This is a genomic window from Hamadaea sp., from assembly GCF_013362815.1.
Lineage (GTDB): Bacteria > Actinomycetota > Actinomycetes > Mycobacteriales > Micromonosporaceae > Hamadaea.
On the sequence record NZ_JABFVK010000058.1, the window covers coordinates 68678 to 91110 of the forward strand.

Below are 22433 nucleotides of genomic sequence, written 5' to 3' on the forward strand. Positions count from 1 at the left end.
GCGCAGGATTCGGGCATGGAGGAGACACGGGCGGCCAGCATCCTCGACGACCTGTACGACGCGCACGCGGCAGTCCTGATCGGCTACCTCGCCGGCCAGCTCGGCGGCGACCGAGGCAAGGCCGAGGACCTCGCGCAGGAGACGCTGCTGCGGGCCTGGCGCAACGCCGGACAGCTGGACCTGGCGCGGGGATTGGCCCGGGGCTGGCTGTTCCGGGTGGCGCGCAATCTCGTCATCGACGCCCGGCGGGCGCAGTCGGCCCGGCCCGCCGAGGTCGGCGTCGACTCCGGCTGGGAGCCGGTCGACGTCGTCGACGAGACCGAAGAGATGATCACCGCGATGGCGGTACGGGCGGCGGTGCGGGAACTCAGCCGCGACCACCGGGCCGTCATCGTGCATCTCTACCTGCGCGGATTCACTGCCGTGGAGACGGCCCGGGCGTTGGGGATTCCGCTCGGGACGGTGAAGTCGCGCGCCCACCACGCGCTGCGAAAGCTGCGCCAGGTGCTGGAGGACCGCACCACGGTGGGTACGCCGGCCCGGCCCTCGCCGGTCGGGCGGTAGGCGCGCGGGGCCCGGCACTGCTTCCGCCGAGCGGCCGGGTCCCGCGCTTTCCGCTTCCTTCCGGAACGGCTCAGCAACCGCAGGTGTAGTAAAGGATGTCCCAGTGGTTGCCCTCGTCGGTGTAGAGATTCCCGGACGGGGCGCGGTACTGGTAACCCCAGCCGGAGATATACCCGACGTACGTGTAGGTCGACGTGATGTAGTTGCTGATGCAGCTGTACTTGCTGATGTCGACCTTGTAGCCGTTCCAGTGGCTGTACGTGCCGGAGGCGTGCCCGACCTCGGTCCCGGCGGTGATGTTGACCGCGCATCCGGTGTAGTTGTGCAGCGTGATCACACCGCTGATCGTCGACTGTCTGATCTGTTCGAACGACGTGCATGTGGAAGTGTATCGATCGGAACAGTTGCCGCTGGAGGACCAGGTGATCCCGGCCGCCCGGAGCTGCGAAGCGGCCTGGCTGTGGGTGAGGAACGTCGCGGCGTGCGCGGGTTCGGCGAGTGCGAGGGACAGGACGGTGGCCGTGGCGAGCGCGCCGAGCAGGGTGACGGCGCGGTGGAGGACCCGGAGCATGGTGACTCCTTCACGATGCGAATCGATGGGATGAAAATCTGATACGCGGCCACGTGGACGAATTCGTATCACGACGCGTGTCGATATTGCTATCCCCTCGACACCCACAAAATCGTCACGCCGCTTGTCGCGGCGTGACCGTTATGAGATCGGGTGGACCGGGTTGCTAGTCGGCCTCGCCGCGGCGATGCTGCTTGAGGTCCGAGCGGCGCTTCTTCGCGGCGATCCGGCGTTCTACCGAGCCCTTGGTCGGCCGGGTGGCCCGCCGCGCCTTCGGCGGGGGAGCGATGGCATCGCGGATCAACGCCGCCAGCCGAGTCTGCGCCGCTGCGCGGTTTCGCAGTTGCGCCCGATGTTCCGAGGCCGCGACAGTCAGTACGCCGTCGACGAGGCGGCCGGCGAGGCGCTGCAGCGCCCGCGTCTTCAGCGATTCCGTAAGCGCCTCGGTGGCGGCCAGATCCCAGGACAGCTCGACGCGGGAGTCGGCGGTGTTCACGCCCTGCCCGCCCGGCCCGCCCGATCGGGAGAAGCGCCAGCTCAGCTCGGCCTCGGGGATCTCGACGCCGGGCTGGACGAACAGCGTACCGGCCATGATCACAGCATCTCATTCCCGCCGGTCGGAGCGCTACGCTGTCGATCATGCCGATCATCGACCGTCTTACCGAGGTGCCGGGCAACTCGCCGGGCTTCGGGTTCGCGCATGCCGTCACCACGACCGGGCGGCTGGCCTTCGTCTCCGGTCAGATCGCGCTGGACGCCGCCGGTCAGCTCGTCGGGCCCGGGGATCTCGCGGCGCAGACCGAGCAATCCCTGGCCAACCTGCACCGAGTGCTCGCGACGCTGGGCGCGGACTGGCCCGACGTCGTCAAGCTGACCTGGTTCCTCGTCGACGCCTCCCAGGTGCAGGTCATCCGGGACGTCCGGGACCGGATGATCCGGCCGTCACTGGGCGACCGGCCGAATCCGGCCAGCTCGCTGGTGCAGGTCGCGGCGTTGTTCCGGCCGGAGTTCCTGGTCGAGGTGGAAGCCGTCGTGGCCTTGCCCGACTGAGCCCGGTCTCGGCTCAGGAATCTCAGCTCAGGGCAGCTGGGCGAGGGCGGCCAGCAGCTCGCCGCGGTCGAAGCTGGCCGTCGGCAGCGCACCGGTGCGGGCGTACCGCAGCAGACCGTCGGCGTCGACGAGGAAAGTGCCGCTGTGCTGCATCAACAGGCGCTTCTCCAGACCGGCGGCACGATGGGCGGCATCACCCACCGAGGACACCACTGGCAGACCGCCGGCCCTTCGGCGTACGCGACCCGCGTCGGCGGCCGAGCCGGGCACGACCACGATCGGGACCGTCTTGTGCTCGTCGAGGGCGTCGGCCGACTCCGCGAGGGCCCGCACGTGGCGCAAGCAGATCATGCAGTTGTGCGCCCGCATGAAGAACACGACGGCGGGGCGGCCGGCTCGGATCTGGTCGAGATCCGTCCGGAGCCCGTCCTGATCGACGATCGACAGGGCGGGGAAGGGAAGGCCGATTTCGGGCAGCATCGGGTGGCTCCTGCGGTAGGGATGAATGAGCTGCCACCAGTCCACCCGGGGTGGCGGCCAGGTGTCCAAGACCGCTTCGGTCGGCCCGATACCCCGAAGGTATCGTTGCCGCGTATGGACCTGCGTCGGCTGCGCTACTTCGTCGTGGTGGCCGAGGAGCGGCACTTCGGCCGGGCGGCCGAACGGTTGCACATGGCCCAGCCGCCGCTGAGCCGATCCATTCAGCAGCTCGAGGCGGAGCTGGGACATCGACTGCTGCATCGGTCCGCCACCGGCGTCAGCCTGACGCCCGCCGGGGAGGCGCTGTACGCCGAGGCCCAGGCGCTGCTGGAACAAGCCGACCGCATCCCGATACGCGTCGCCGCCGCGGCCGGCACCGCGATGCTGACCATCGGGATGCTGGCCGACAGTGCCGAGCAGATCGGCCCACACCTGGTCACGGAGTTTCGGGCGGCCCACCCGGAGGTGAACGTCCGGATGCGAGAGGCCGATCTCACCGACCCCTCCTGCGGGCTGAAGACCGGCCTCGTCGACGTCGCGTTGACGCGTACGCCGTTCCACGTCGGTGACGGCATCGCCACCCACGTTCTGCGTACCGATCCGATCGGAGTCGTGGTTCGCGCCGACGATCCGCTCGCTCAGCGGGCGTACCTGCGATTGGACGATCTCGCGAACCGTCGCCGGTTCCGCCTGCCCGACGACACCGACGCGGTCTGGCGCGACTATTGGAACGCCGCCGCCACCGGTGTGGACGCGTCCGGCCCGGTCGTACGCACCCTGCGCGAATGTCTTCAGTCCGTCCTGTGGAACGGTGCGATCGGCTTGATGCCATTGGCGGACACCCTGCCCGACGGCCTGATCTGCGTACCCGTGGAAGGACTGCCGCCGAGCGACCTGGTCGTCGCCTGGACTCGCGGGACCACCGACCCGCTGGTGCGCTCGTTTCTTCGCGCCGTCGCGGCCGTGCGCGGGCCGGTGGGCCCGAGGGGCTGACGCTCAGGTCCTGGCCAGGTGGCCTTGGCGGAACCCGGAGCCGGGCGTACTACGACTGAGGAATGCCCACGCTACCTGCGGACGCTTTCGGCGTTTCATCGCAAAAGAGTGTTCTGCCGGTTTTAGAGTCCTGGGAGCGCGTCGCTGTCGGCGGCAGTGCGCTGTGCCCCGGCGGGACGAATTGACCAGCTCTAGGGAACCGCAAAGACGAGATGCACCACGCCAACCAGTTTTATGGCCATACGTACGTGCTGGCTCGGTATTGCGAGATGCCGGACCCCGATCATCCTCAACGCCTCGACGGCTACCTTCAGCATGGCTGGAACATCGGCGACGGGCTGGCCCCGGGCGTGCCGTTCGTGCACGGCAGCCCGTTGTTCGTGTGGTCCGAGCGGACTCGCCGCCGGGCCTGGTCGCAGGGTCGCCGGAACGTCGTCGCCATCGGCGCGCCGTTCGCGTATCTGCTCGAGGTGTGCCCGCCCGAACCGGCTGCAGGAGAGCGCGAGGGCACGATCTTCTATCCGTTCCACGGCTGGGAGGGCCAGCAGATCCTCGGCGATCACCGCCGGCTCGCCCGGGAGATCGCCGAGACCGAGTCCGGGCCGGTCACGGTCTGCCTGTATTGGAACGAGCACCAGCAGCCGGAGATCCAAGCCGTCTACGCCGACGCCGGGTTCCGGGTCGTGTGCCACGGCCGGCGCGGCTTCTGGTGGCGCGGCCAGGACCGGGAATTCCTCGTACGCCAGCTGACCGAGCTGCGCCGGCATCGCCGAGTGGCGTCGAACCGGCTCACCAGCGCGATCTGGTACGGCTTGCTCGCCGGATGCGAAGCAGCCGTCTACGGCGATCCGATGGTGCTGGAGAACGCCGACGCCACCTTCGGCGGGTATTCGCGGATCGCGTCGCAATGGGCGGCGCTGCACGGTCGCGAGACCGACGCGGAGGTATGCCGAGAGCTCGCACGGCAAGAGCTGGGCGCGGATCTCCTCGCCGGGCCGGCCGAACTGCGGGTGCTGTTCGGCTGGCAGCAGACCTGGGCCGACGCCGCGAGGCGTACCACTGAAGGAGCGGTTCATGCCTGAGACGACTGCTGCACTCACGGTTGCATCAGCTGCCGACGCCGGCGTCAAACGGGGCAACGGCATGTGGTCGTGGACCGACTGGCGCGACCCGGCGTCGATCGCGGCGAGCGCTGCGCTCACGACGATCGTGGATGAACACGTGGTCGCCGGTCGCCGGGTGCTGTTCGCCGGGCCGCACGACGCCGACCTGGTCCGGTCCGCCCAGGCGGCGGGGGCGGTCGTCAGCTGGCTCATCCGGTCGGTCGACGACGCCGGCCGGCTCACGCACGACCTGCCCGGTGTCGACGTCCTTTGCGGATCGTTGGAGGATCCGGCCGGGCCGTTCGACCTCGTCATCGCGCTCGACGGCTTCGGCCGGCTGACCTCGGCCGAGGACGACGACACCGGCCGGGATCTGGTCGCGCTGCTGTCGTCGCTGGTGGCGGCGGACGGCGTACTGGTGCTGTTGCACGAGAACGCGCTAGGTGCACACCGCATGATCGAACTCGCGCCGGGTCGCGAGTACACCGCCGACGAGGCCTGGTACCTGCCGGAGGCGTACGAGCCGCGGCTGCCCGCATCGTTCGGCGCGCTCACTGCGGCGCTCGGCGATCACGGGTTGCAAACCCACGCCGGGTACGCCGTCTTCCCGACCCCGAAACGGCCGCACGTGCTGGTGGGTCGCCCGGTTCTCGACGATCCCGCGTCCGGCGTACGCGACGGTCTGCGGCCGCTGCTGACCCACGCCTTCGCGGAGGCGTACCGGGGCCGGGAGGTGCTCGACGACCCCCGGGACCTCGTCACGCGGATGGCGTACGCCGCCGCCGAACAGACGCTGGCGGCCGGGTGGCTCGTGATCGCGGGCCGGGGTGATACGACGGCGAAGCAGTATGAGCTGGTGGTCGGCAGTGAGGCGGGCCAGCTCGTGTCCACAATCGACTCCGGAGTGTCCGAGGTGCATGGAGAGCCCCGCACGGTCGGCGGTCTGCGCGAGATGACCCCGGTACGCCTCCCGTCCGGCCCGACGGTGGAGGAGCGCCTCCTCCGGCTGTGTGCGGCGGCCGACCTGCCGGGCCTGCGCGCCGAACTGCGCCGGTACGCCGACTGGCTGCGAAACCACGGCAGCGAGCTCACTGGCCCGGTCGCGTTGGCCACCTTCGCCACCGTGTGCGACGACGGCGACGAGCTGCGCCCGGACCTGGTCCGCTGGGAGCCCCTGACGCCGGTGCCGCTGAAGGTGGCGCTGCATCGGGCGTTGTGGAGCTTCGCGGGGATCCTGATCACCCGCAACCGGCCGCATCCCTATCCGCTCACCTTCGACGCCGCCGAACTGACCGAGGTGCTCGCGGCGACCGTCGACGCCGTTCCCGGGCCGGGCGACCTGGACGCCGTCCTCGACCTCGAAATCGCAGTACGCACAGCGCACGGCGACCCCGATCCGGTACGCACCCGCCGCGAGCTGTCCGCCGACCTGCGGCCGATGCCGGACGTCGCCGGCTACCGGGCACTCGTCGACGTGCTGTGGCGGCAGAACGACCTGCTGCAGCACGCCCGGGAGAACGCCGCCTGGCTGGAGAAGATCCTCGTCTCCCGGGACACCGCCCTGAGCAAGCTCGACCTGCAGATCCAGCAGCACGAGCTGAGCGGGCCCGAGCAGGTGGTGGAACTCGCGCGGAAGGCGTACAAGAAGGTTCGCGGGAAGGTTGCCGCGCGGCGGCAGACTATCGAGCAGCAGCCCAAACCGAAGCTGTGTTCGTCCTGCCGCACCGAAGAGCTCGCCGCGGGTACGCCCTACCGCCGCCTGCGGGTACGCGTCGAGCGCATCGACTTCGACGCCGCCCCGCCCCGCCCCCGAGACGCCGTCGCGACCGGCGAAGAGCGCGCGGAAGGTGCCATCGTCGTGGCGGAGTGATTCGCGGCCGCGTACTCACGGGTAAGAGCGCGAGCGTGCTGGACGAGGCGTGGCAGAATCGACAGGTGCCGCCGGACGCGCCGCTCGACCCGCTCGACCCGCTGACCTCGACCGATCAGCCGGGGGAGTCGCCGCGTGCCCGGCGCATCCGGCTGACCGCGCGTCGCTGGGCGGATTCGCTGATCGACATGTCGGGCGCGAACCGCCTGATCTACTATCGCGATCTCAAGTCGGGCACGCTCAATCTGGCTCAGGCCGATCCGCTGGCGGTGACCGCGCTGCTCGGCGGGCAGCCGAAGACGATCGGGGAGCTGTTCCGGGAACCCGAGGCGCGCACCGATGCCATGCGTCGCGTACGCACGATCCGCACGAAGATGCGGGAACTGTCGGAAGAGCGGGGGCTCGACGCCGGATACCTCGCCGTCGGCATGGCGACCTGGCGGGAGGCCGACCGCGCGCCCCGTTCGCCGGTGCTGCTGCATCCGCTGCGGGTCACCGCGACCTCGGCGATCGAGGCCGACTTCACCCTCCGCGTGACCGGCGAGGCCGAGGTCAACCCGGTCCTGCTGCACCGGCTCGGGCACGACTTCGGCGTACACGTCTCGGCGGAGGAGGTCCTGCTCGGGGCGGAGGGCGCGTCGGCGGAGCAGGAGGCTGAGCAGGCCCTCGAAGCGCTGGCCAAGCTGGCGCTGCGCGTACCGGGGTTCGCGGTCACGCCCGACCGGGTCGTCGGCACCTTCGTCTACGAGAAACTGCCGATGGTGCAAGACATCCAGCAGTCGGCCGGGCTGCTCGCCGTGAGCGACGTAGTGGCCGCGCTCGCCGGTGACACCTCGGCCGCCCGGGACCTGGCCGGTGGCGAGCGAGTGGAGGTCACCGCGCCGGACACGATGCCGCTGCGCGACGAGTTCCTCGTCCTCGACGCCGACTCGTCGCAGAGTCGGGCCATCAATGCCGTCGTGGCTGGTCAGCACCTCGTCGTGAAGGGCCCGCCGGGCACCGGCAAGTCGCAGACCATCGCCAACCTCATCGCCACGCTCGCCGCGCGTGGTCAGACCGCGTTGTTCGTCGCCGAGAAACGGGCCGCGATCGACGCCGTCGTGGACCGCCTGCGCGCCGTCGGCCTCGAGGACCTCGTGCAGAACCTGCACGGCGGGACGACCAGCCGCCGGGAGCTTGCCGAATCGTTGCACGCGCGGCTGCTGCGGCTCACCGAGGAACACCAGCCCCAGCTCGCCGACCTGGGCGCCACGCTCGTCGCGCGGCGCGAGCAGATGGTCGCGCACAACACTGCGATGCACCGGCGGCATGCTCCGTGGGACCTCTCGGTCTTCGACGCCCAGGCTCGTCTGCTCGGTCTCGGTCCGGAGGCGATCACGCCCGCCAGATGGTACGCCGAAGGGTTGCTGGCCTTGGACCGGCAACAAGCCGACCGGCTGCGCGACGGCGTCGGTGAAGCGGCCCGGTTGGGGTTGTTCGACCCGGCGTTGCGGACCGGAGCCTGGGATGCGATCGAAACGACCGATCCGACGCAGGCCCGGGCGGCGATGCACGCGGTCACCGAATTGGCCCAACGACGGCTGCCCGAACTGCGGCGGCTGGTCGCTCAGGCGGCCGCCGAGTGCGGTCTTCGTCCGCCGTCCACGTTGGACGATTCCCGGGCGATGCTGGGCACCGTCGCCGACGCCGAATCGGTGCTGTCCCGGCTCCGTCCCGAGGTGTTCTCCAGCCCGGTCGACACGTGGTGGGCCGCGAGCGGCGACCGCGCCTTCCGGCGTACCCATAATGTGAACTTGAGCTGGTCGCAGCGGCGGGCCGCCCGCAAGGCCGCGAGTGCCCTCTGGCTGCGTGGCAAGCCCTCGAAGGGCGAGCTGCATCGGGCGATGGCCGACGTCATCGAGGTGAGCCGGCGCTGGCGAGAGTCGAGTGTGGATGGACGGGCGCCGCGCGGCTCCACAGTGACCCAAGCTGGACTGTCCGCCTTGGACGAAACGGCGCGCGATGTGGCCGCGGTGCCGGTGATGCGGCCCGAGACGCCGCTGGATCAGCTGCATTGGCAGGCCGACGCGCTCGCCGCCGACTCGCACGGCCTCGACCGCGCGGTGCGCCGCAACGGATTGGCCGCGGAGCTGCGCCAGTGGCGCGCCGACCGGCTGCTCGACGAGCTCACCGCCCGGCAGGCCGGGCCGGAACTGGCGATGCGAGCGTTCGACTTCGCCTGGCTGACCAGCGTCCTGGACCACATCCGGGCCGGCGATCCGCGCCTGCGGGGGTTCGACGGCGATCAGCTGCACGCCGCGGCCGAGCAGTTCCAGGCGGCCGACGCCGAGCACATCAAGACCACGCCGGCCCGCGTACGCCGAGCGGCGGCGGCGCATCTGGTGGCGGTCCTCGACGGGCACAAGGACGAGCAGGACCTCGTTCGTCGCGAAGCCGTCAAGAAGGCGCGCCACCTGCCGATCCGGCATCTGTTCGAGAAGGCTCCGCACGCCCTGCTCGCGATCAAGCCGTGCTGGGCGATGAGCCCGCTGCTCGTCAGCCAGGTGCTGCCCGCGCAGCGGCTGTTCGACGTGGTCATCTTCGATGAGGCGAGCCAAGTGCTGCCCGTCGACGGCATCACCGCCGTCATGCGCGGCCGGCAACTCGTCGTCGCCGGCGATGAACATCAGCTGCCGCCGACCGCCTTCTTCGACAAAGTGGACAGTGAAACCGAACTGTCCGATGAGGACGAAGAGGCGTACACCGACGACGTGGAGTCGTTGCTGCAGGCGTTCTCCTCCGTGCTGCCCCTACCGCAGGTGACCCACCTCGCGTGGCACTACCGCAGCCGGGACGAGCGCCTGATCGCCTTCTCCAACGCGCAGATCTACGGCCCGCACGGCAACGAGCTGGTGACCTTCCCCGGCGGCGTCGCCGGACCGGCGCTGCGCCACATCCTGGTGCCGCCAGTCCACAGTGGCAAGCCGGCCGAGGCCGCTTCGGAGAGCGCGTCGGCCGAGGTGAGCCGGGTCGTCGAGCTGATCCTGGAGCACTTCGAGACCCGGCCCGAGGAGTCCCTCGGCGTCATCACGATGGGCATCAAGCACGCCGACCGCATCGACCTCGCGCTGCGGCGCGCGTTGGCCACCCGCTCGCACCTGCACCGGTTCTTCACGGAGAAGGGCGCCGAGCCCTTCTTCATCAAGAACATCGAACGAGTCCAGGGCGACGAGCGCGACGCCGTCATCCTCTCCGTCGGGTACGCACCCGGCCCGGACGGGCGCATGCTCTACCGGTTCGGCCCGCTGAACATGCAGGGCGGCCAGCGGCGGCTCAACGTCGCGATCACCCGCGCGAAACGCCGCATGACGGTCGTCTCCTCGTTCTCCGCGCACGACCTCGACCCCCAGCGGCTGCGCTCCGACGGGGCCCGGCTGCTGCGCGCCTATCTCCAGTACGCCGAAAGCATCGGCGCGGCGCCGGGGGTGACGGGCGGCGTACCGGCGAATCCGTTCGAGGCCGACGTCCTGGCCCGGCTGACCGAAGCCGGCCTCCCCCTGGTCGCCCAGTACGGCGTCGGCGGCCACCGCATCGACTTCGCCGCCACCCACCCCGACGACCCGAGCCGCATGGTGCTGGCCATCGAGGCCGACGGCGCGACCTACCACTCGTCGCCGACCGCCCGCGATCGCGACCGGCTGCGCTCGGACCACCTGGAACGGCTGGGCTGGCGCTTCCACCGGATCTGGTCGACCGACTGGTTCCACCGGCGCGACGCCGAAATCGCCCGCGCCGTCGAGGCGTACCGGGACGCGCTCGCGGGCATCGAGGATCCCTCGCTCGCCCCGCTCGTCCAGCCCGCTGCCGCACCGACCCGGGAGGGCGAACCGCCTACGCTGACGCCGGGCCTGCCGATCGCGGAGTATCCGGAATCCACGCTGGTGGAGCTCGTCCGGTGGATCGAGAGCGACGGGCGGCTGCGTACGGAGGACGACGTGCTCAACGAGGCGATGGTCCGGTTGGGCTTCACCCGGCGCGGGCCGCGCATCGTCGAGGCGCTGACTCGGGCGATCGCCACCGCCCGCGCCTGACTCTCTCGTTGCCCGTGTTCCCGGTGTCCACCGGCCCGTGCTCTTGGCCGTGCGGTGCGGGTGATCCACATTCAGTGGGGATGGTCGGTGCGGGTGTGCGCGGGGCCGTGCGCGTCGTCGCAGTGAGCGCCGGGGAGGCTCTCGGCCGAGCCGCCAGAAGTGCGGTCAGTCCGCGGCTCGATCTGCAGCAGCGGATCCTTCACATGGTCGACCTGCAACGTCGTATGCGTCAGCTCGTACTGGTCGCGCAGGAGTGCTTCGAGGTCTAGGCGTACCTGGTGGCAGTCGAGCTCGCGGTCGACGAGCACGTGGGCCGACAGCGCGGGCTGACCGGAGGTGATCGTCCAGACGTGCAGGTCGTGCACCTCGTCGACGCCGTTCTGCTGGGCGAGCAGGTCGCCGATCTGGTCCGGATGCATACCGGCGGGCGCGGCTTCGAGCAGGATACGGCCCGAGTCGCGGAGCAGGCTGACGCCCGCCTTCAGCATCAGGGCCACCACGATGAGGGAGGCGATGGCGTCGGCCCGGTCGAACCCCGTGAACACCATGACGAGACCGGCGATCGCGGTCGCGACGAAGGCGTACAAGTCGTTGAGAATATGCTGGAAGGCGCCCTCGACGTTGAGGCTGGACCGGTTGGCCCGGCTGATGGCCCAGGAGGCCGCGACGTTGATCGCGACCCCGGCCAGCGCGGTGACGACCACGAGCCAGCCGTGCACCTCGGGCGGGTTGATCAGCCGCCGGATCGCCTCGTACGCCAGCCACGCGGCGAGAAGCAGCAGGGTGAGGCCGTTGGCCTGAGCGGAGAGGATCTCGGCGCGCTTGAGGCCGTAGGTGTAATGGCCCTTGGCCGGGCGGGCGGCGAGCCGGATCGCGATCAGGGCGAGCACGATCGACACCGCGTCGGTCAGCATGTGCGCGGCGTCGGAGATCAACGCGAGCGACTGGGCGATGACGCCGATGACCACCTCGACCGCCATGAAGCCGCCGATCAGCGCCAGGGCGATGGTCAGCCAGCGACGGTCGGCGTCGACGGAGACGCCGTGGTCGTGGGCTCGGGCGTGGCCCTGGTCATGCGGGTGATCGTGCCGGTTCGTCACTCGATCAACGGTACATCATCGCGTGTACTGTTGCCTCGGTTAAGGTCACCACATGCCATCGCGTGCCGTGGCCGCCACGGCCGCCGTGCTCGGGACGATCAGCGGACTGCTGCTCGTCCGGGCAGTCGCGTCCGCCCCGCTCACCGGCTACGTCAGCGCTTCCGGCGTACCGGGGGAGGCGCACGCGCTCACGTATCGGCTCGGCATCTACGGCTTGGCGCTCACCGCTGCGCTGCTCGCCTGCGCGGCCCGGTCGATCCTCACCCTGCCGCTGGCCGTCGCGGTGCCGATGATCACGGTGTCCGGTGCAGTCACTTGTACGCCGGGCTGCCCGCTGCCGCCGTACGAGACGACGACGGCTCAAGATCTCGTCCATGCCACTGCGAGTGTGCTCGGTGTCGGGCTGTGCGCGCTGGCGATGCTGGCCGCCCCGGGACGGTTCTCCCGGGTGGCGGTCTTCGTCAGCTGGCCACTGCTCGCCGGGACCGCTGTCGGGATGCTGGCTACCGGACGGGGCGCCTGGACCGGCGTACTTGAGCGGCTTGGGCTCGTTGCCTGCGTTGTCTGGCTTGTTGGGGTTGCGCTCGCTCTTGCTCGCGGGCGCTCTTTGGGAGGCGGGCGCTCTTTGGGAGGCGGGCGCTCTTTGGGGGGCGTGCGCTCGCGTTATCCGGGATGACGTCCCCTCGAACGGTGTGCGAGGCCGCGTTATCCCGGATAACGCGACCCCACACACCGCGGCCCCGCCCAAAAAGAGACGGTCAGATCCGGTCGGAGACGATCATCAGGTACTGGAAGGAACCGTCCCGATAGGAGGAAAGGAAAGGCTCTTCGATGCCGCTGCGTACGGAGGATTGCATCCGCAGTTCCCAGTAGGGGATGGTGAGCGGAGTCAGGTCGACGACCTTCACCGGTACCAGCCCGTTGGCGGCGAGGGCCTTGAAGTACGTGCTGCGGGCGTGCACGTTGCACAGATAGTGGCTGTCGATGGTGCGTACGGCGGCGGACTTCTCGCCCAGGACGTCGTTGTAGCAGCCGGTGATGTTGACGTACCGGCCGCCCGGCCGCAGGATCCGGGCGAACTCTCGATAGAGGTCGAACACGTCGACGTACATCGTCGTCTCGTTCGTCCACACTGCCCGCATGACTCCGTCGTCGAATCCCGTATGCAGCATGTCGTGCAAGTGGAACCGCACGTGGCCGTCGATCCCGCGCTCGGCGGCCTGCTGGTTGGCGAAGTCGGCCTGCACCTCGGAGATGGTCATCCCGTCGACCTGGCAGCCGAACCGGGCGTGCGCCATGATGCTGGTGCCGCCCCGGCCGCAGCCGCCGTCGAAGAGCCGGTCGCCCGGCGCGATCGGCTCCAGCTGGTCGAGGAGGAGGTCGGCCTGTGCGGTCTCCAGCCGATGCAGTTCGTTGATGATCTGCTGGTCCCGGATCGCCCACGGGGCCCGGGCCACCGCCGGATCGGGCGTGCCGATGCCGTAGTGGTGGTGGTAAAGGCCGTCGACCTTGCCGAGTTCTTCGTTGACCGGGTCGGTGGTATGCACCCGCCAGTAGGCGGCCACCTCCTTCTGATAGTCGCTCAGCGCCAGGTCTTGGATGCTGCTGGGGGCCATCGCGGTACTCCTCACTCAGTGCGGTGGTCGGCGTCACGGAACCGGACGCTGCTGCGGTGCCATTCCCGGCTGCCGGCCGCCCAATTGCGGATTCCGGCCAGAAAGAGGTGGAGCTCGATCGAGGGGATGGCCGTCAGCTCCTGGCACGCCTCGTCGAAGGCGGCCATCACCTCGTTGTGGATGTCGACGCTGAGCGCGGCGGCTTCGTCCAGGCTGCAGCCGTGTTCGGCCGAGACGACGAGCGGCAGGCCGCCGTCGGGGGTGTCCTGGGCGCTCTCCTTGGCCATCGAGTACAGGTCGTTGACGATGACCGTCGTCAGGCCGAGCAGCTTGGTGGCGCGCCGGACCCGGGGTTCGAAGTACAGGTCGGGCGGCAGCTGATACCCGGTGACCAGATCGGTCGTGGTGATGCAGGGAAGGAAGCTGTTGACCTGACGAGCGGCCAGATATCGCCACACCGGCGGCATCGTGCCCGTGACCCGCCAGCTCATCTCGCCGGTCGTGCCGATGAAGAAGTGGTCGTTCTCGAGGATGGCCCGGCCGAGCTGGGCGGCGGTGCCGAACCGGCTGAGTTCGTCCACACTGGATCGAAGCGCTGCGAGGATCGGGTCGGCGGCGATGGCGGCGTCCAGCTGAGCCTGGTAGCCGCCGGCGAGCCGGCCGCGGTCGATCGCCGCCAAGGCCAGTGTGAGCCGGGAACCGAGTTGGGCCGGTTCTGCGCCGAGCGCCTCGTCGTCGCAGTAGTAGTCGTCCATCACGGTCAGCGCCGCCGTCCACGACGCGGTCGCGAACAGCCGATCCTCGTCGTCGCTGTCGGGATGGGCGAGCATCGCGAACCGGCCGAAGTTGGCGACCTGGAGCATGGTCATCACCGACGGCGGGAAGCCGAGCGCTTCCGCCCAGGCGAGGATCCGATTGTTGACCCGTTCGCCCAGCGCCTCGTCGATCCGGATCGGTTCGGGGCAGTGCAGGCCCGGGAACGGATCGGTGGCCCGCGACGGCGACTCGATGGGACCGGCGGATTCGGTGCCGAGCAGCGCGCGGAAGGCGGAGGTGCCCAGCCCGGCCGGGACCGGTGCTGACCAATGCGTCATGACTGACTCCGAGAGGTCGGGGTGGCGACGAACCGAGTATGCGCGATCCATCCCTGATTGTCCAATATTGAGCTGTTCATTCGGTTTGGCTATGCTTGCGGGCAATGCACGATTCGCCGATCGGTGGGATGAACTAATGACGAGCACAGTGGAGCCTCAGACCGACACCGCCCAACGGCCACAGCTCAGCCTGAGCACCGAGGCCGCCCGGAACCTGGCGACGACGACGAAGTCCGTCCCCCAAATGCAGGAGATCTCCTCCCGCTGGTTGCAGCGCAAGCTGCCCTGGGTGTCGCTGTCCGGCGGCACGTACCGGGTCAACCGCCGGCTCAGCTACACCCTGGGCGACGGTCTGCTGACCTTCTCCAACATCGGAGCGGCCGTCCGCGTCGTGCCCGCCGAGCTGACCGAACTGCCACTGCTGCGCGGCTTCGCCGACGAGGAGGTCCTCGCGGCGCTGGCCGACAGGTTCACCCAGCGCGAGTACCAAGCGGGCGAGGTGATCGCCGAGTTCGGCTCGGTCATCGACGAGGTGCTACTGGTCGTCCACGGGAAGATCGACAAGGTCGGGGTGGGCGCCTACGACGCCGCCGTACGCCTCGGCGTCCTCGCCGACGGCCAGTTCCTCGGCGAACAGGCGCTCGCCGGAGCCGACGCGATCTGGGACTTCACCGCCCGGGCGATCACCCCGGTGACGATGCTGACGCTGTCGCGCGACGAGTTCGCCCGCTTCCGGGACCTCGCCGAGCCGCTGCATACGCACATCCAGGAGATGCTGAGCGCCGATCGGCGGCCGCAGAACAAGTACGGCGAGGCCGAGATCGCCTTGTCTGCCGGGCACGTCGGCGAGGAGATGCTGCCCAGCACGTTCGTCGACTACGAACTGAGCCCGCGCGAGTACCAGCTCAGCGTCGCCCAGACGGTGCTCCGCGTACACACTCGGGTGGCGGACCTCTACAACGAGCCGATGAACCAGACCGAGCAGCAACTCCGGCTCACCGTCGAGGCCTTACGCGAACGGCAGGAGCACGAGCTCGTCAACAACCGCGAGTTCGGCCTGCTGCACAACGCCGACCTCAAGCAGCGCATCCACACCCGCATCGGCCCACCCACCCCGGACGACCTCGACGAGCTGCTGTCCATGCGGCGCGGCACGAACCTGATCTTCGCCCACCCGAAGGCGATCTCGGCGTTCTTCCGGGAGTGCACCCACCGCGGGATCTACCCGGACACTCCAGTGATCGACGGCCACCGGGTGCTCGCCTGGCGCGGCGTACCGATGTATCCCTGCGGAAAGATCCCCGTCAGTGACTCCCACACCACGTCCATCCTCGCGATGCGTACGGGGGAGGAGGATCAAGGCGTCATCGGTCTGCGCCCCACCGCCCTGCCCGACCAGTACGCCGACGGCCTCAACGTGCGCTTCATGGGCATCAACGAGCAAGCCGTGATGTCCTACCTCGTGAGCGCCTACTACTCGGCGGCGATCCTCACGCCGGACGCCTGCGGCGTACTCGAGCACGTGCAGGTCGCCCATTACCACGACTGATCCTCAAAGGACGGACGACGGCCCGCCGGACCTCGTCAGGCGGGCCGCACCTCGTCCATGGTGAACGCCGGGAAGTCGGCTGGATCCGGTTCCGTCGTCGTCTCGGCCGCGCGGGCGGTCTGGGCTCGGCCCATCGCCCGCATCAGCAGGATCAGCAGGACTCCGGCCGCGACGAACAACATTCGCAGCGCCACGGTTCCGCCGTTGATGAGGATGAGGGCGGTCCGCTGGCCGTCGACGTCCAGCGAGAAGATCTGCCGCCGGGCGATCGGCGCGGCGAACGTGCCCACGTACGGACCGACGTAGCAGGCCCACCACAGCCAGATCAGGCGGCTCAGCCGTCGCCGCGTGGCCTCGTCGTTCGTGCTCCACTGAGCGATGTCCCGCATGACGAGAGCCGGCATGACGATGTTGCCGAGCGGGATGAGCCACGCGCCGACGGTCCAGCCGGGGGAGTACTTCGGCCGCGCGTCGAAATCCATCAGGTGCCGCCGCGCTCGTCCCTGCCAGAGCAGGAAAAGCACGCCGGTGACGAGCAGCGCCATCGACGCGAGGACTTCCGGCCCGGCGGCGGCGTACAGCGACGCGGCGGCGTCCGCCTTCAGGACATCGCTCAAGTAGAGCATGTCGGCCAACGGCGGGACGGCGTTCGCCCAGACGTTCAACGCCGAGGTAACGCCGACGCCGATCGCGGCGACCACGAACAGCCGATGCAGAGCGATGCCGTCATACATGACGCGGCACGATACGCGACGTCACGGCCGGGCGATGCCCCGTCAGGTCCGCCGGAAGATCAGGTCGGCGATCGGGCGGCCCGCGTCGATCCCGCGCTGCTCGAACTTGGTCACCGGACGCAGGTCAGGGCGTTGTGCGTATCCCTTGGTCGTATTGACAAGGCCGGGATCCGCGGCCAGGACCTCCAGCATGACCTCGGCATATTCGGGCCAGTCGGTGGCACAGTGCAGCGTGCCGCCGACGCGCAGCGCAGCCCGCAGGACCGCGACGTTCTCCGCGCGGATCAGGCGCCGCTTGTGATGCTTGGCCTTGGGCCATGGGTCGGGGAAGAAGACGTGGATCGCATCGACGCTGCTCGGCTCAAGCATGCGTGTGAGCAGCGTGATCGCGTCACCGCGAGCGACGCGGACGTTCGTCAGACCCTGGGTCTCGACCAGGCCGAGCAGATGCGCGATGCCCGCGTAATGCACCTCGACCGCAAGATAGTCTCGGTCCGGGTCCGCCGCGGCCATGCTCGCGGTCGCCTCACCCATGCCGGACCCGATCTCGACGACCAGGGGGACACGGCGCCCGAAGATCGCTTCCGGATCCGTTCGCCGTTCTTCCACTTGTACGCCGAAAGCCGGCCACAGCTCCTGGAAGCTGGCCTCGCGCTGGGGGCTGACCCGGCCGCGACGCGCATGGAAGCTGCGGATGCGGTGGGGTGTGGTGATCGTTTCGCTCATGACGCCCACCAGGATACCGGGACCGACCGACCAGAAAATTCTTAACGAGTACACGTTAAGTCTTGAAAAGATTTGCCATCCGGGGGTCTACTGCTTGGCATGTTCCCCCCTCGACGTTTCCCCCCGAGACGGCTTGTCGCTCTCTCGCTCGCGGTGACGACCGCGTTCGCGTTCGGCGGCGTGACGGCGATCCCCGCGGCCCAGGCAGCCGAGACGCAGGCCGCGCCCGCGATCGAGACCGCGCGCACCACCCGCCCGGTGGCGCCGGGTGTGACCCTGACCTCCTTCGACACCGTCGACGCCGGCGGCTGGCTGCGAGCCGACGCGCTGACCACCGACCTCGGCGGCGGCATCACGGTCGACTACCTCAGCCCCGGGAAGGTCGCCGCGGACGAGACCGTACGCCAGATGACCACCCACGACGGCAAGCCGACCCGGCCGGTCGCCGCCGTCAACGGCGACTTCTTCGACATCAACAACTCCGGGGCGGCGCTCGGCATCGGCGTCCACAGCGGACAGCTGGTGCAGTCGCCGACCGCCGGGTGGTCCAACGCCGTCGGCTTCAGCGCCGAGGGCCTCGGCCGTCTGCTCCAGGTCGGCTTCGAGGGCACCGCCACCTGGGACGGCGGGTCGGCTGTGCTTACACAGTTCAACAACCGCGTCCAGAGCGGCGGAATCGGGCTGATCACCCCGCTCTGGGGTGACTACACCCGCCAGCGCGCGGTCGACGGAGCTTCCGATGTCACCGAAGTGACCCTTGTGGACGGTGTCGTGACCGCCGTCGGCTCGGCGGCGGGAACCGGCGCCATCCCGGCCGGGACGACGATCCTGCTCGGCCGCGAAGCCGGGGCGGTCGCCCTGCGGAACCTGGCCGTCGGCACCCACGTCACCGTGGCGTACCAGCCGAAGACTTCCGACGGGAACCCCCTGTATGCGGCCGTCGGCGGCAACTACCTGCTCGTCAAGGACGGCGTACCGCAGTCCTTCGACGACGTCGCCCTGGCGGCCCGCAGCGCGGTCGGCTTCAACCGCGAGGGCACCAAGATGTACCTGCTCACCATCGACGGCAAGCAGGCCAACAGCGCCGGCGTCACGCTGGGGGAGTGGGCTCGCATGGTGGCCGACTTCGGTGCGTACAACGCGCTGAACATCGACGGCGGCGGCTCCTCGACCCTGCTCGCCCGCAAGCCCGGCGAAACCGACCTCACCCTCGAGAACAGCCCCTCCGACGGCAGCGAGCGGGCGGTCGCCAACGGCCTCGGCCTCTACGCCCCCGTCGGCAGTGGCAAGCTCACCGGTTACTGGGTCGCGCCCACCGCCGACCCGGCCGCCGCACCCGGCTCCGACCAGGTCACCCTCGCCCGGCCCGACCGCGTGTTCCCGGGCCTGACCCGCAAGCTCACCGCCAACGGCTACGACGAGACCTACGGGCCGGCCGCCGGTACGCCGATGTGGCGCTCCAGCCTGGTGCCGGTCGGCTGGGTCACCTCCGACAACGTCTTTCACGCCGGATTCCCCGGGCAGACCACGGTGACCGCGTTCCGCGCCACCGCCACGGGCTCCACGAAGCTGACCGTGCTCGGCACACTCGACCGCATCCGGCCGACCGCCGAACGCCTCGGCCTGTCGTCGGGCTCCACCGGATCGTTCGGCCTCGTCGGCTACGACGACGCCGGAGCCACCGCGCCGATCGAGCCCGGCGACGCCAAGCTCGACTACGACCACGACCTGTTCGAGGTGACCGCCACCCCGAACGGCACCTTCACCGTCAAGCCGTTGGTGGCCACCGGCGCCGGCCTCATCACCGCCACCGTCCAGGGCCACTCGGCGAGCGTCGCCATCACCGTCGGCCTCACCGACGTCACGGCCGCCACGTTCGACGACGCTGCGAAGTGGACGATCACCACGGCTCGGGCCAGCGCCACCATCGCGCCGACGCCGGACGGCCACACCGGGCAGGGCATCAAGCTCAACTACGACTTCACCCAGTCGACCGCCACCCGGGCGGCGTACGCGAACCCGCCGACCCAGTTCACGATCGACGGCCAGCCCCAGGGCTTCGGCCTCTGGATCTACGGCAACGGCAAGGGGGAGTGGCCCGCCCTGGAGTTCTACGACGGCCTCGGCCAGTCGCAGATCCTCCGCAGCGACTACATCACCTGGACCGGCTGGAAGTACGTCGAGTTCAAGGTGCCCGTCGGTGTCGCGTACCCGCTGAAGCTGCGGCGCTTCTACGTCGTCGAGACCAAGGCGGCCGCCCAGTACAAGGGCGAGATCGTCATCGACGACCTGGTGGCGAAGGTCCCGCCGACCGTCGTCTCGCCAGCCGTCCCCAAGGTGGTCGACCCGATCGTCGGCTCGTATGGCGCGGTGAACTCGAAAGACTGGCGCTTCGCCGTCATGTCCGACTCCCAGTTCGTCGCCCGGTCACCCGACAGCGACATCGTGCGCAACGCCCGGCGTACGCTGCGGGAGATCAAGGCGGCCAAACCCGACTTCCTCATCATCGACGGCGACTTCGTCGACGAGGCGTCTCCGGCCGACATCGCCTTCGCCAAGCAGATCCTGGACGAAGAACTCGGCGGCGAACTGCCGTACTACTACGTCCCCGGCAACCACGAAGTGATGGGCGGCCCGATCGGCAACTTCCAGGCGGTCTTCGGCGACACCCACCGCGTGTTCGACCACAACGGCACCCGGTTCGTCACCCTCGACACCTCCGCCCTGTCGATCCGCAGCTCCGGCTACGACCAGTACGCCCTCCTGCGGTCCGCATTGGACAGCGCGGCAGCCGACCCGTCCATCGGCTCGGTAGTCCTCGTGGAGCACGTCCCGCCGCAGGACCCGACCCCGGGCAAGGGCAGCCAGCTCAACGACCGCAAGGAAGCCGGACTCGTCGAGAATTGGCTCGCCGACTTCCAGACCAAGACCGGCAAGGGCGCGGCCTTCCTCGGCGGTCACGTCGGAACGTTCCACGCGTCCCGAGTGGACGGAGTGCCCTACTTCATCAACGGCAACTCCGGGAAGAACCCCGCCACCCCGGCCGACGACGGCGGCTTCACCGGCTGGACCATGTGGGGCGTCGACAAGGTCACCCACCCCCGCCCCTACACCGGCCTGCCGCTCGTCCCATGCGGCCCCGGCCAGTGGCTCACCGCCCAGGTCAACCCGCACGTCGACGCGCTTGCGGTGAACGTGCCGGCGGTTTCGGCCGGCTCCACAGTCGACGTGTCCGCCTCACTGACCCAGCCCGGTGGCCGGGTCGTGCCCGTGGCGTACCCGGTGAGCTTCGCCTGGACGGGCGGAGCCGGACTCCACATCGGACCGCGACGCACGGCGGGCCCGGCCGACATCGCGGCCTTCGATCCCGTGACCAGGCAGCTGACCGGCCTGCGCGCGGGCACGGCGACCCTCGCGGTCACCGTCAACGGCGTCACTCAGGAGGTCGTCGTCACCGTTTCATGACGACGGCACGCGGGAGCCGGGCTTGCAGGTCAGGGCAAGCCCGGCTCCCCTTTCTTCCGGTCCAACCGCGCGGTCTTCCACTCTTTCCGCGCGATCATGAACCTACGGGCGTTGTCGCCCGGCGTGTCGTGTCCCCTGGGCCCTGATCACTTCCCCCGGGCCATGATCGTCGCTAGGCGGCCTGCGGGAGCCGCCCCCACATCGCGGTGAAGCCGGCGGCCTCGCCGGTCAGCCAGCTGTCGACGTCGTCGAACGCGCCCTTCACCTCGTCGAGCCGATGCGGAACCCCGCGCCGGACGTCCACGAGCACCGGTACGCCGTTCGGCAGAATCTGATCCATGTACCGCCGCATGAGGTGCAGCGACGCAGTGATCGTCTCTTCCGTCGGCGGCTGCTCGTCGAAGTGCAGCCGGACGGCCTCCTTACGGCCGTCGTTGTACCGCAGCCCGAAATGCGCGCTCACCTTCACCGGTAAGTCGCCGAGCATGCCCAGCGCCTCCCGCGTCGGCGTCAGACCGAACTCGCCGGGCTCGCCGAGCGTCTCCAGATACTGCGCCGCCCCGGTCGTCAGCGCTGCATAGAGCCGCCGCCAGCGGGGGGCGACAGACTGAGCGATGTCGGCCAGGTGCAGCCCGCCCGTGCGGAACTGGATGTCGGCCTTGAGCGCCTTCAGAAACTGGCCATGCGGATTGAAGCCACCGCCCGACTCACGCTGCTTGCGCAGCCCACCGACGTACGCCGCCTTCGTCGGGCCGGTGCGGTCGACGTAGCGGGTGAACGCGAGCAACGTGGCGTAGGGCAGCGAACGGGTGGCAGAAGGGGTGGGCATGTCGGCTCCCTCGTGTCGGCGCGTCTCAGCGCGCAGGTCAACGACCCTCTTTCGTACACGTATTCTAAACCGGGCCACTGACACTCACCACTGTCCGCTACCTGGCCGTCACTCCTCGTCTGCGCCGTGACCTGGGCAGATGCTCGGCCTCGAATTTCGCCCCCAAGCTGGCACATTTTCGTAGTGTGGTGTCCCTCACTTCGCTCGAACACCTGTCCTGTTCGCCCCTTGCTTCCGCCCCCGTCGGTCGCCTGCGCGGCTGCCCTCGCCACCGCGGTTCGGCCCGCCCCACCCGCCCCCCGCTCTGCTCGTTGATCATGAACTAGTGGTGCTTCTCGACGGCGTGTCGACGGCCCGAATTCCATGATCAATCCCGCAACGGACTGGTCGAGGCTCCCGTCAGGGTCGGCCCGGCGCGCCACCGGATACCCCGTGTGCGTGATCATGGCGGGCCGTGTACAGTTATGGCTCGTGCGGCTGAGCCGGACACCGAAGGCCTGGTGCCTGCGGTGCGGGCGCAGTCGGACCACCTGTCCGGGTGGCGGAATGGCAGACGCGCTAGCTTGAGGTGCTAGTGCCCGTATAGGGCGTGGGGGTTCAAGTCCCCCCTCGGACACCA

The 22433-nt window shown here is 69.5% G+C and carries 18 protein-coding genes and 1 tRNA gene; 10 read left to right on the forward strand and 9 right to left on the reverse strand.

Annotation, left to right across the window (positions count from 1 at the left end):
- Positions 1-15: 15 nt before the first annotated feature.
- Positions 16-564, forward strand: coding sequence for a sigma-70 family RNA polymerase sigma factor (locus HOV77_RS25215; RefSeq protein ID WP_290865772.1), 549 nt, complete (start codon positions 16-18; stop codon positions 562-564).
- Between the two features lie 70 nt (positions 565-634).
- On the opposite strand, the gene HOV77_RS25220 is transcribed toward HOV77_RS25215, so the two are convergent.
- Positions 635-1135, reverse strand: a complete 501-nt coding sequence (locus HOV77_RS25220) for a hypothetical protein (RefSeq protein WP_290865774.1) — start codon at positions 1133-1135, stop codon at positions 635-637.
- 166 nt (positions 1136-1301) lie between these two features.
- Positions 1302-1727: an alternative ribosome rescue aminoacyl-tRNA hydrolase ArfB gene (gene arfB, locus HOV77_RS25225; protein ID WP_290865776.1), complete on the reverse strand. Its 426-nt coding sequence runs from the start codon at positions 1725-1727 to the stop codon at positions 1302-1304.
- Positions 1728-1774: 47 nt separating this feature from the next.
- Between arfB and HOV77_RS25230 the strand changes: the two genes are divergently transcribed.
- Entirely contained in the window at positions 1775-2185 is a 411-nt protein-coding gene (locus HOV77_RS25230; protein ID WP_290865778.1) for a RidA family protein, read from the forward strand.
- Between the two features lie 27 nt (positions 2186-2212).
- Here the strand turns inward: HOV77_RS25230 and HOV77_RS25235 are convergent, their stop codons facing one another.
- Positions 2213-2665, reverse strand: coding sequence for a redoxin domain-containing protein (locus HOV77_RS25235; RefSeq protein WP_290865780.1), 453 nt, complete (start codon positions 2663-2665; stop codon positions 2213-2215).
- A 114-nt stretch (positions 2666-2779) separates the two neighbouring features.
- Here HOV77_RS25235 and HOV77_RS25240 point away from each other — a divergent pair, with 114 nt between their 5' ends.
- The 4 genes from HOV77_RS25240 to HOV77_RS25255 all read left to right on the forward strand — a co-directional run bounded on the left by HOV77_RS25240 (position 2780) and on the right by HOV77_RS25255 (position 10701).
- Positions 2780-3658 carry a LysR substrate-binding domain-containing protein gene (locus HOV77_RS25240; RefSeq protein WP_290865782.1) on the forward strand — a complete coding sequence of 293 codons (879 nt, stop codon included), beginning with the start codon at positions 2780-2782 and terminating at the stop codon, positions 3656-3658.
- Positions 3659-3870: 212 nt separating this feature from the next.
- A complete protein-coding gene (locus HOV77_RS25245) occupies positions 3871-4740 on the forward strand; it encodes a hypothetical protein (RefSeq protein ID WP_290865784.1) in 870 nt (289 codons plus the stop codon).
- The gene (locus HOV77_RS25250; protein WP_290865786.1) at positions 4733-6631 is read left to right on the forward strand and encodes a hypothetical protein; all 1899 of its coding nucleotides are present in this window, start codon (positions 4733-4735) and stop codon (positions 6629-6631) included. The genes HOV77_RS25245 and HOV77_RS25250 overlap by 8 nt, the downstream gene beginning before the upstream one ends.
- Positions 6632-6666: 35 nt before the next feature.
- Positions 6667-10701, forward strand: a complete 4035-nt coding sequence (locus tag HOV77_RS25255) for an AAA domain-containing protein (protein WP_290865788.1) — start codon at positions 6667-6669, stop codon at positions 10699-10701.
- A gap of 71 nt (positions 10702-10772) precedes the next feature.
- Here the strand turns inward: HOV77_RS25255 and HOV77_RS25260 are convergent, their stop codons facing one another.
- A complete protein-coding gene (locus HOV77_RS25260; RefSeq protein ID WP_290865790.1) occupies positions 10773-11801 on the reverse strand; it encodes a cation diffusion facilitator family transporter in 1029 nt (342 codons plus the stop codon).
- Between the two features lie 52 nt (positions 11802-11853).
- Here HOV77_RS25260 and HOV77_RS25265 point away from each other — a divergent pair, with 52 nt between their 5' ends.
- Positions 11854-12477, forward strand: a complete 624-nt coding sequence (locus HOV77_RS25265) for a DUF998 domain-containing protein (RefSeq protein WP_290865792.1) — start codon at positions 11854-11856, stop codon at positions 12475-12477.
- Between the two features lie 82 nt (positions 12478-12559).
- On the opposite strand, the gene HOV77_RS25270 is transcribed toward HOV77_RS25265, so the two are convergent.
- Positions 12560-13417, reverse strand: a complete 858-nt coding sequence (locus HOV77_RS25270) for a geranyl diphosphate 2-C-methyltransferase (RefSeq protein WP_290865794.1) — start codon at positions 13415-13417, stop codon at positions 12560-12562.
- Between the two features lie 11 nt (positions 13418-13428).
- On the reverse strand, positions 13429-14511 hold the full coding sequence (locus HOV77_RS25275; protein WP_290865796.1) for a hypothetical protein: 1083 nt from the start codon (positions 14509-14511) through the stop codon (positions 13429-13431).
- Positions 14512-14647: 136 nt separating this feature from the next.
- Here HOV77_RS25275 and HOV77_RS25280 point away from each other — a divergent pair, with 136 nt between their 5' ends.
- Positions 14648-16060, forward strand: coding sequence for a family 2B encapsulin nanocompartment shell protein (locus HOV77_RS25280; RefSeq protein ID WP_290865798.1), 1413 nt, complete (start codon positions 14648-14650; stop codon positions 16058-16060).
- 35 nt (positions 16061-16095) lie between these two features.
- On the opposite strand, the gene HOV77_RS25285 is transcribed toward HOV77_RS25280, so the two are convergent.
- A complete protein-coding gene (locus HOV77_RS25285; protein WP_290865800.1) occupies positions 16096-16794 on the reverse strand; it encodes a DUF4328 domain-containing protein in 699 nt (232 codons plus the stop codon).
- 42 nt (positions 16795-16836) lie between these two features.
- Positions 16837-17520 (reverse strand): tRNA (guanosine(46)-N7)-methyltransferase TrmB, encoded by a 684-nt coding sequence (gene trmB, locus HOV77_RS25290; RefSeq protein ID WP_290865802.1) that lies wholly within the window; start codon positions 17518-17520, stop codon positions 16837-16839.
- A 153-nt stretch (positions 17521-17673) separates the two neighbouring features.
- Between trmB and HOV77_RS25295 the strand changes: the two genes are divergently transcribed.
- Complete coding sequence (locus HOV77_RS25295) at positions 17674-20985, forward strand: phosphodiester glycosidase family protein (RefSeq protein WP_290865804.1); 3312 nt, start codon at positions 17674-17676, stop codon at positions 20983-20985.
- Positions 20986-21157: 172 nt separating this feature from the next.
- On the opposite strand, the gene HOV77_RS25300 is transcribed toward HOV77_RS25295, so the two are convergent.
- Entirely contained in the window at positions 21158-21814 is a 657-nt protein-coding gene (locus HOV77_RS25300) for a hypothetical protein (protein ID WP_290865806.1), read from the reverse strand.
- Positions 21815-22346: 532 nt separating this feature from the next.
- On the opposite strand from HOV77_RS25300, the gene HOV77_RS25305 reads away from it, so the two are divergent.
- Positions 22347-22433, forward strand: a tRNA-Leu gene (locus HOV77_RS25305).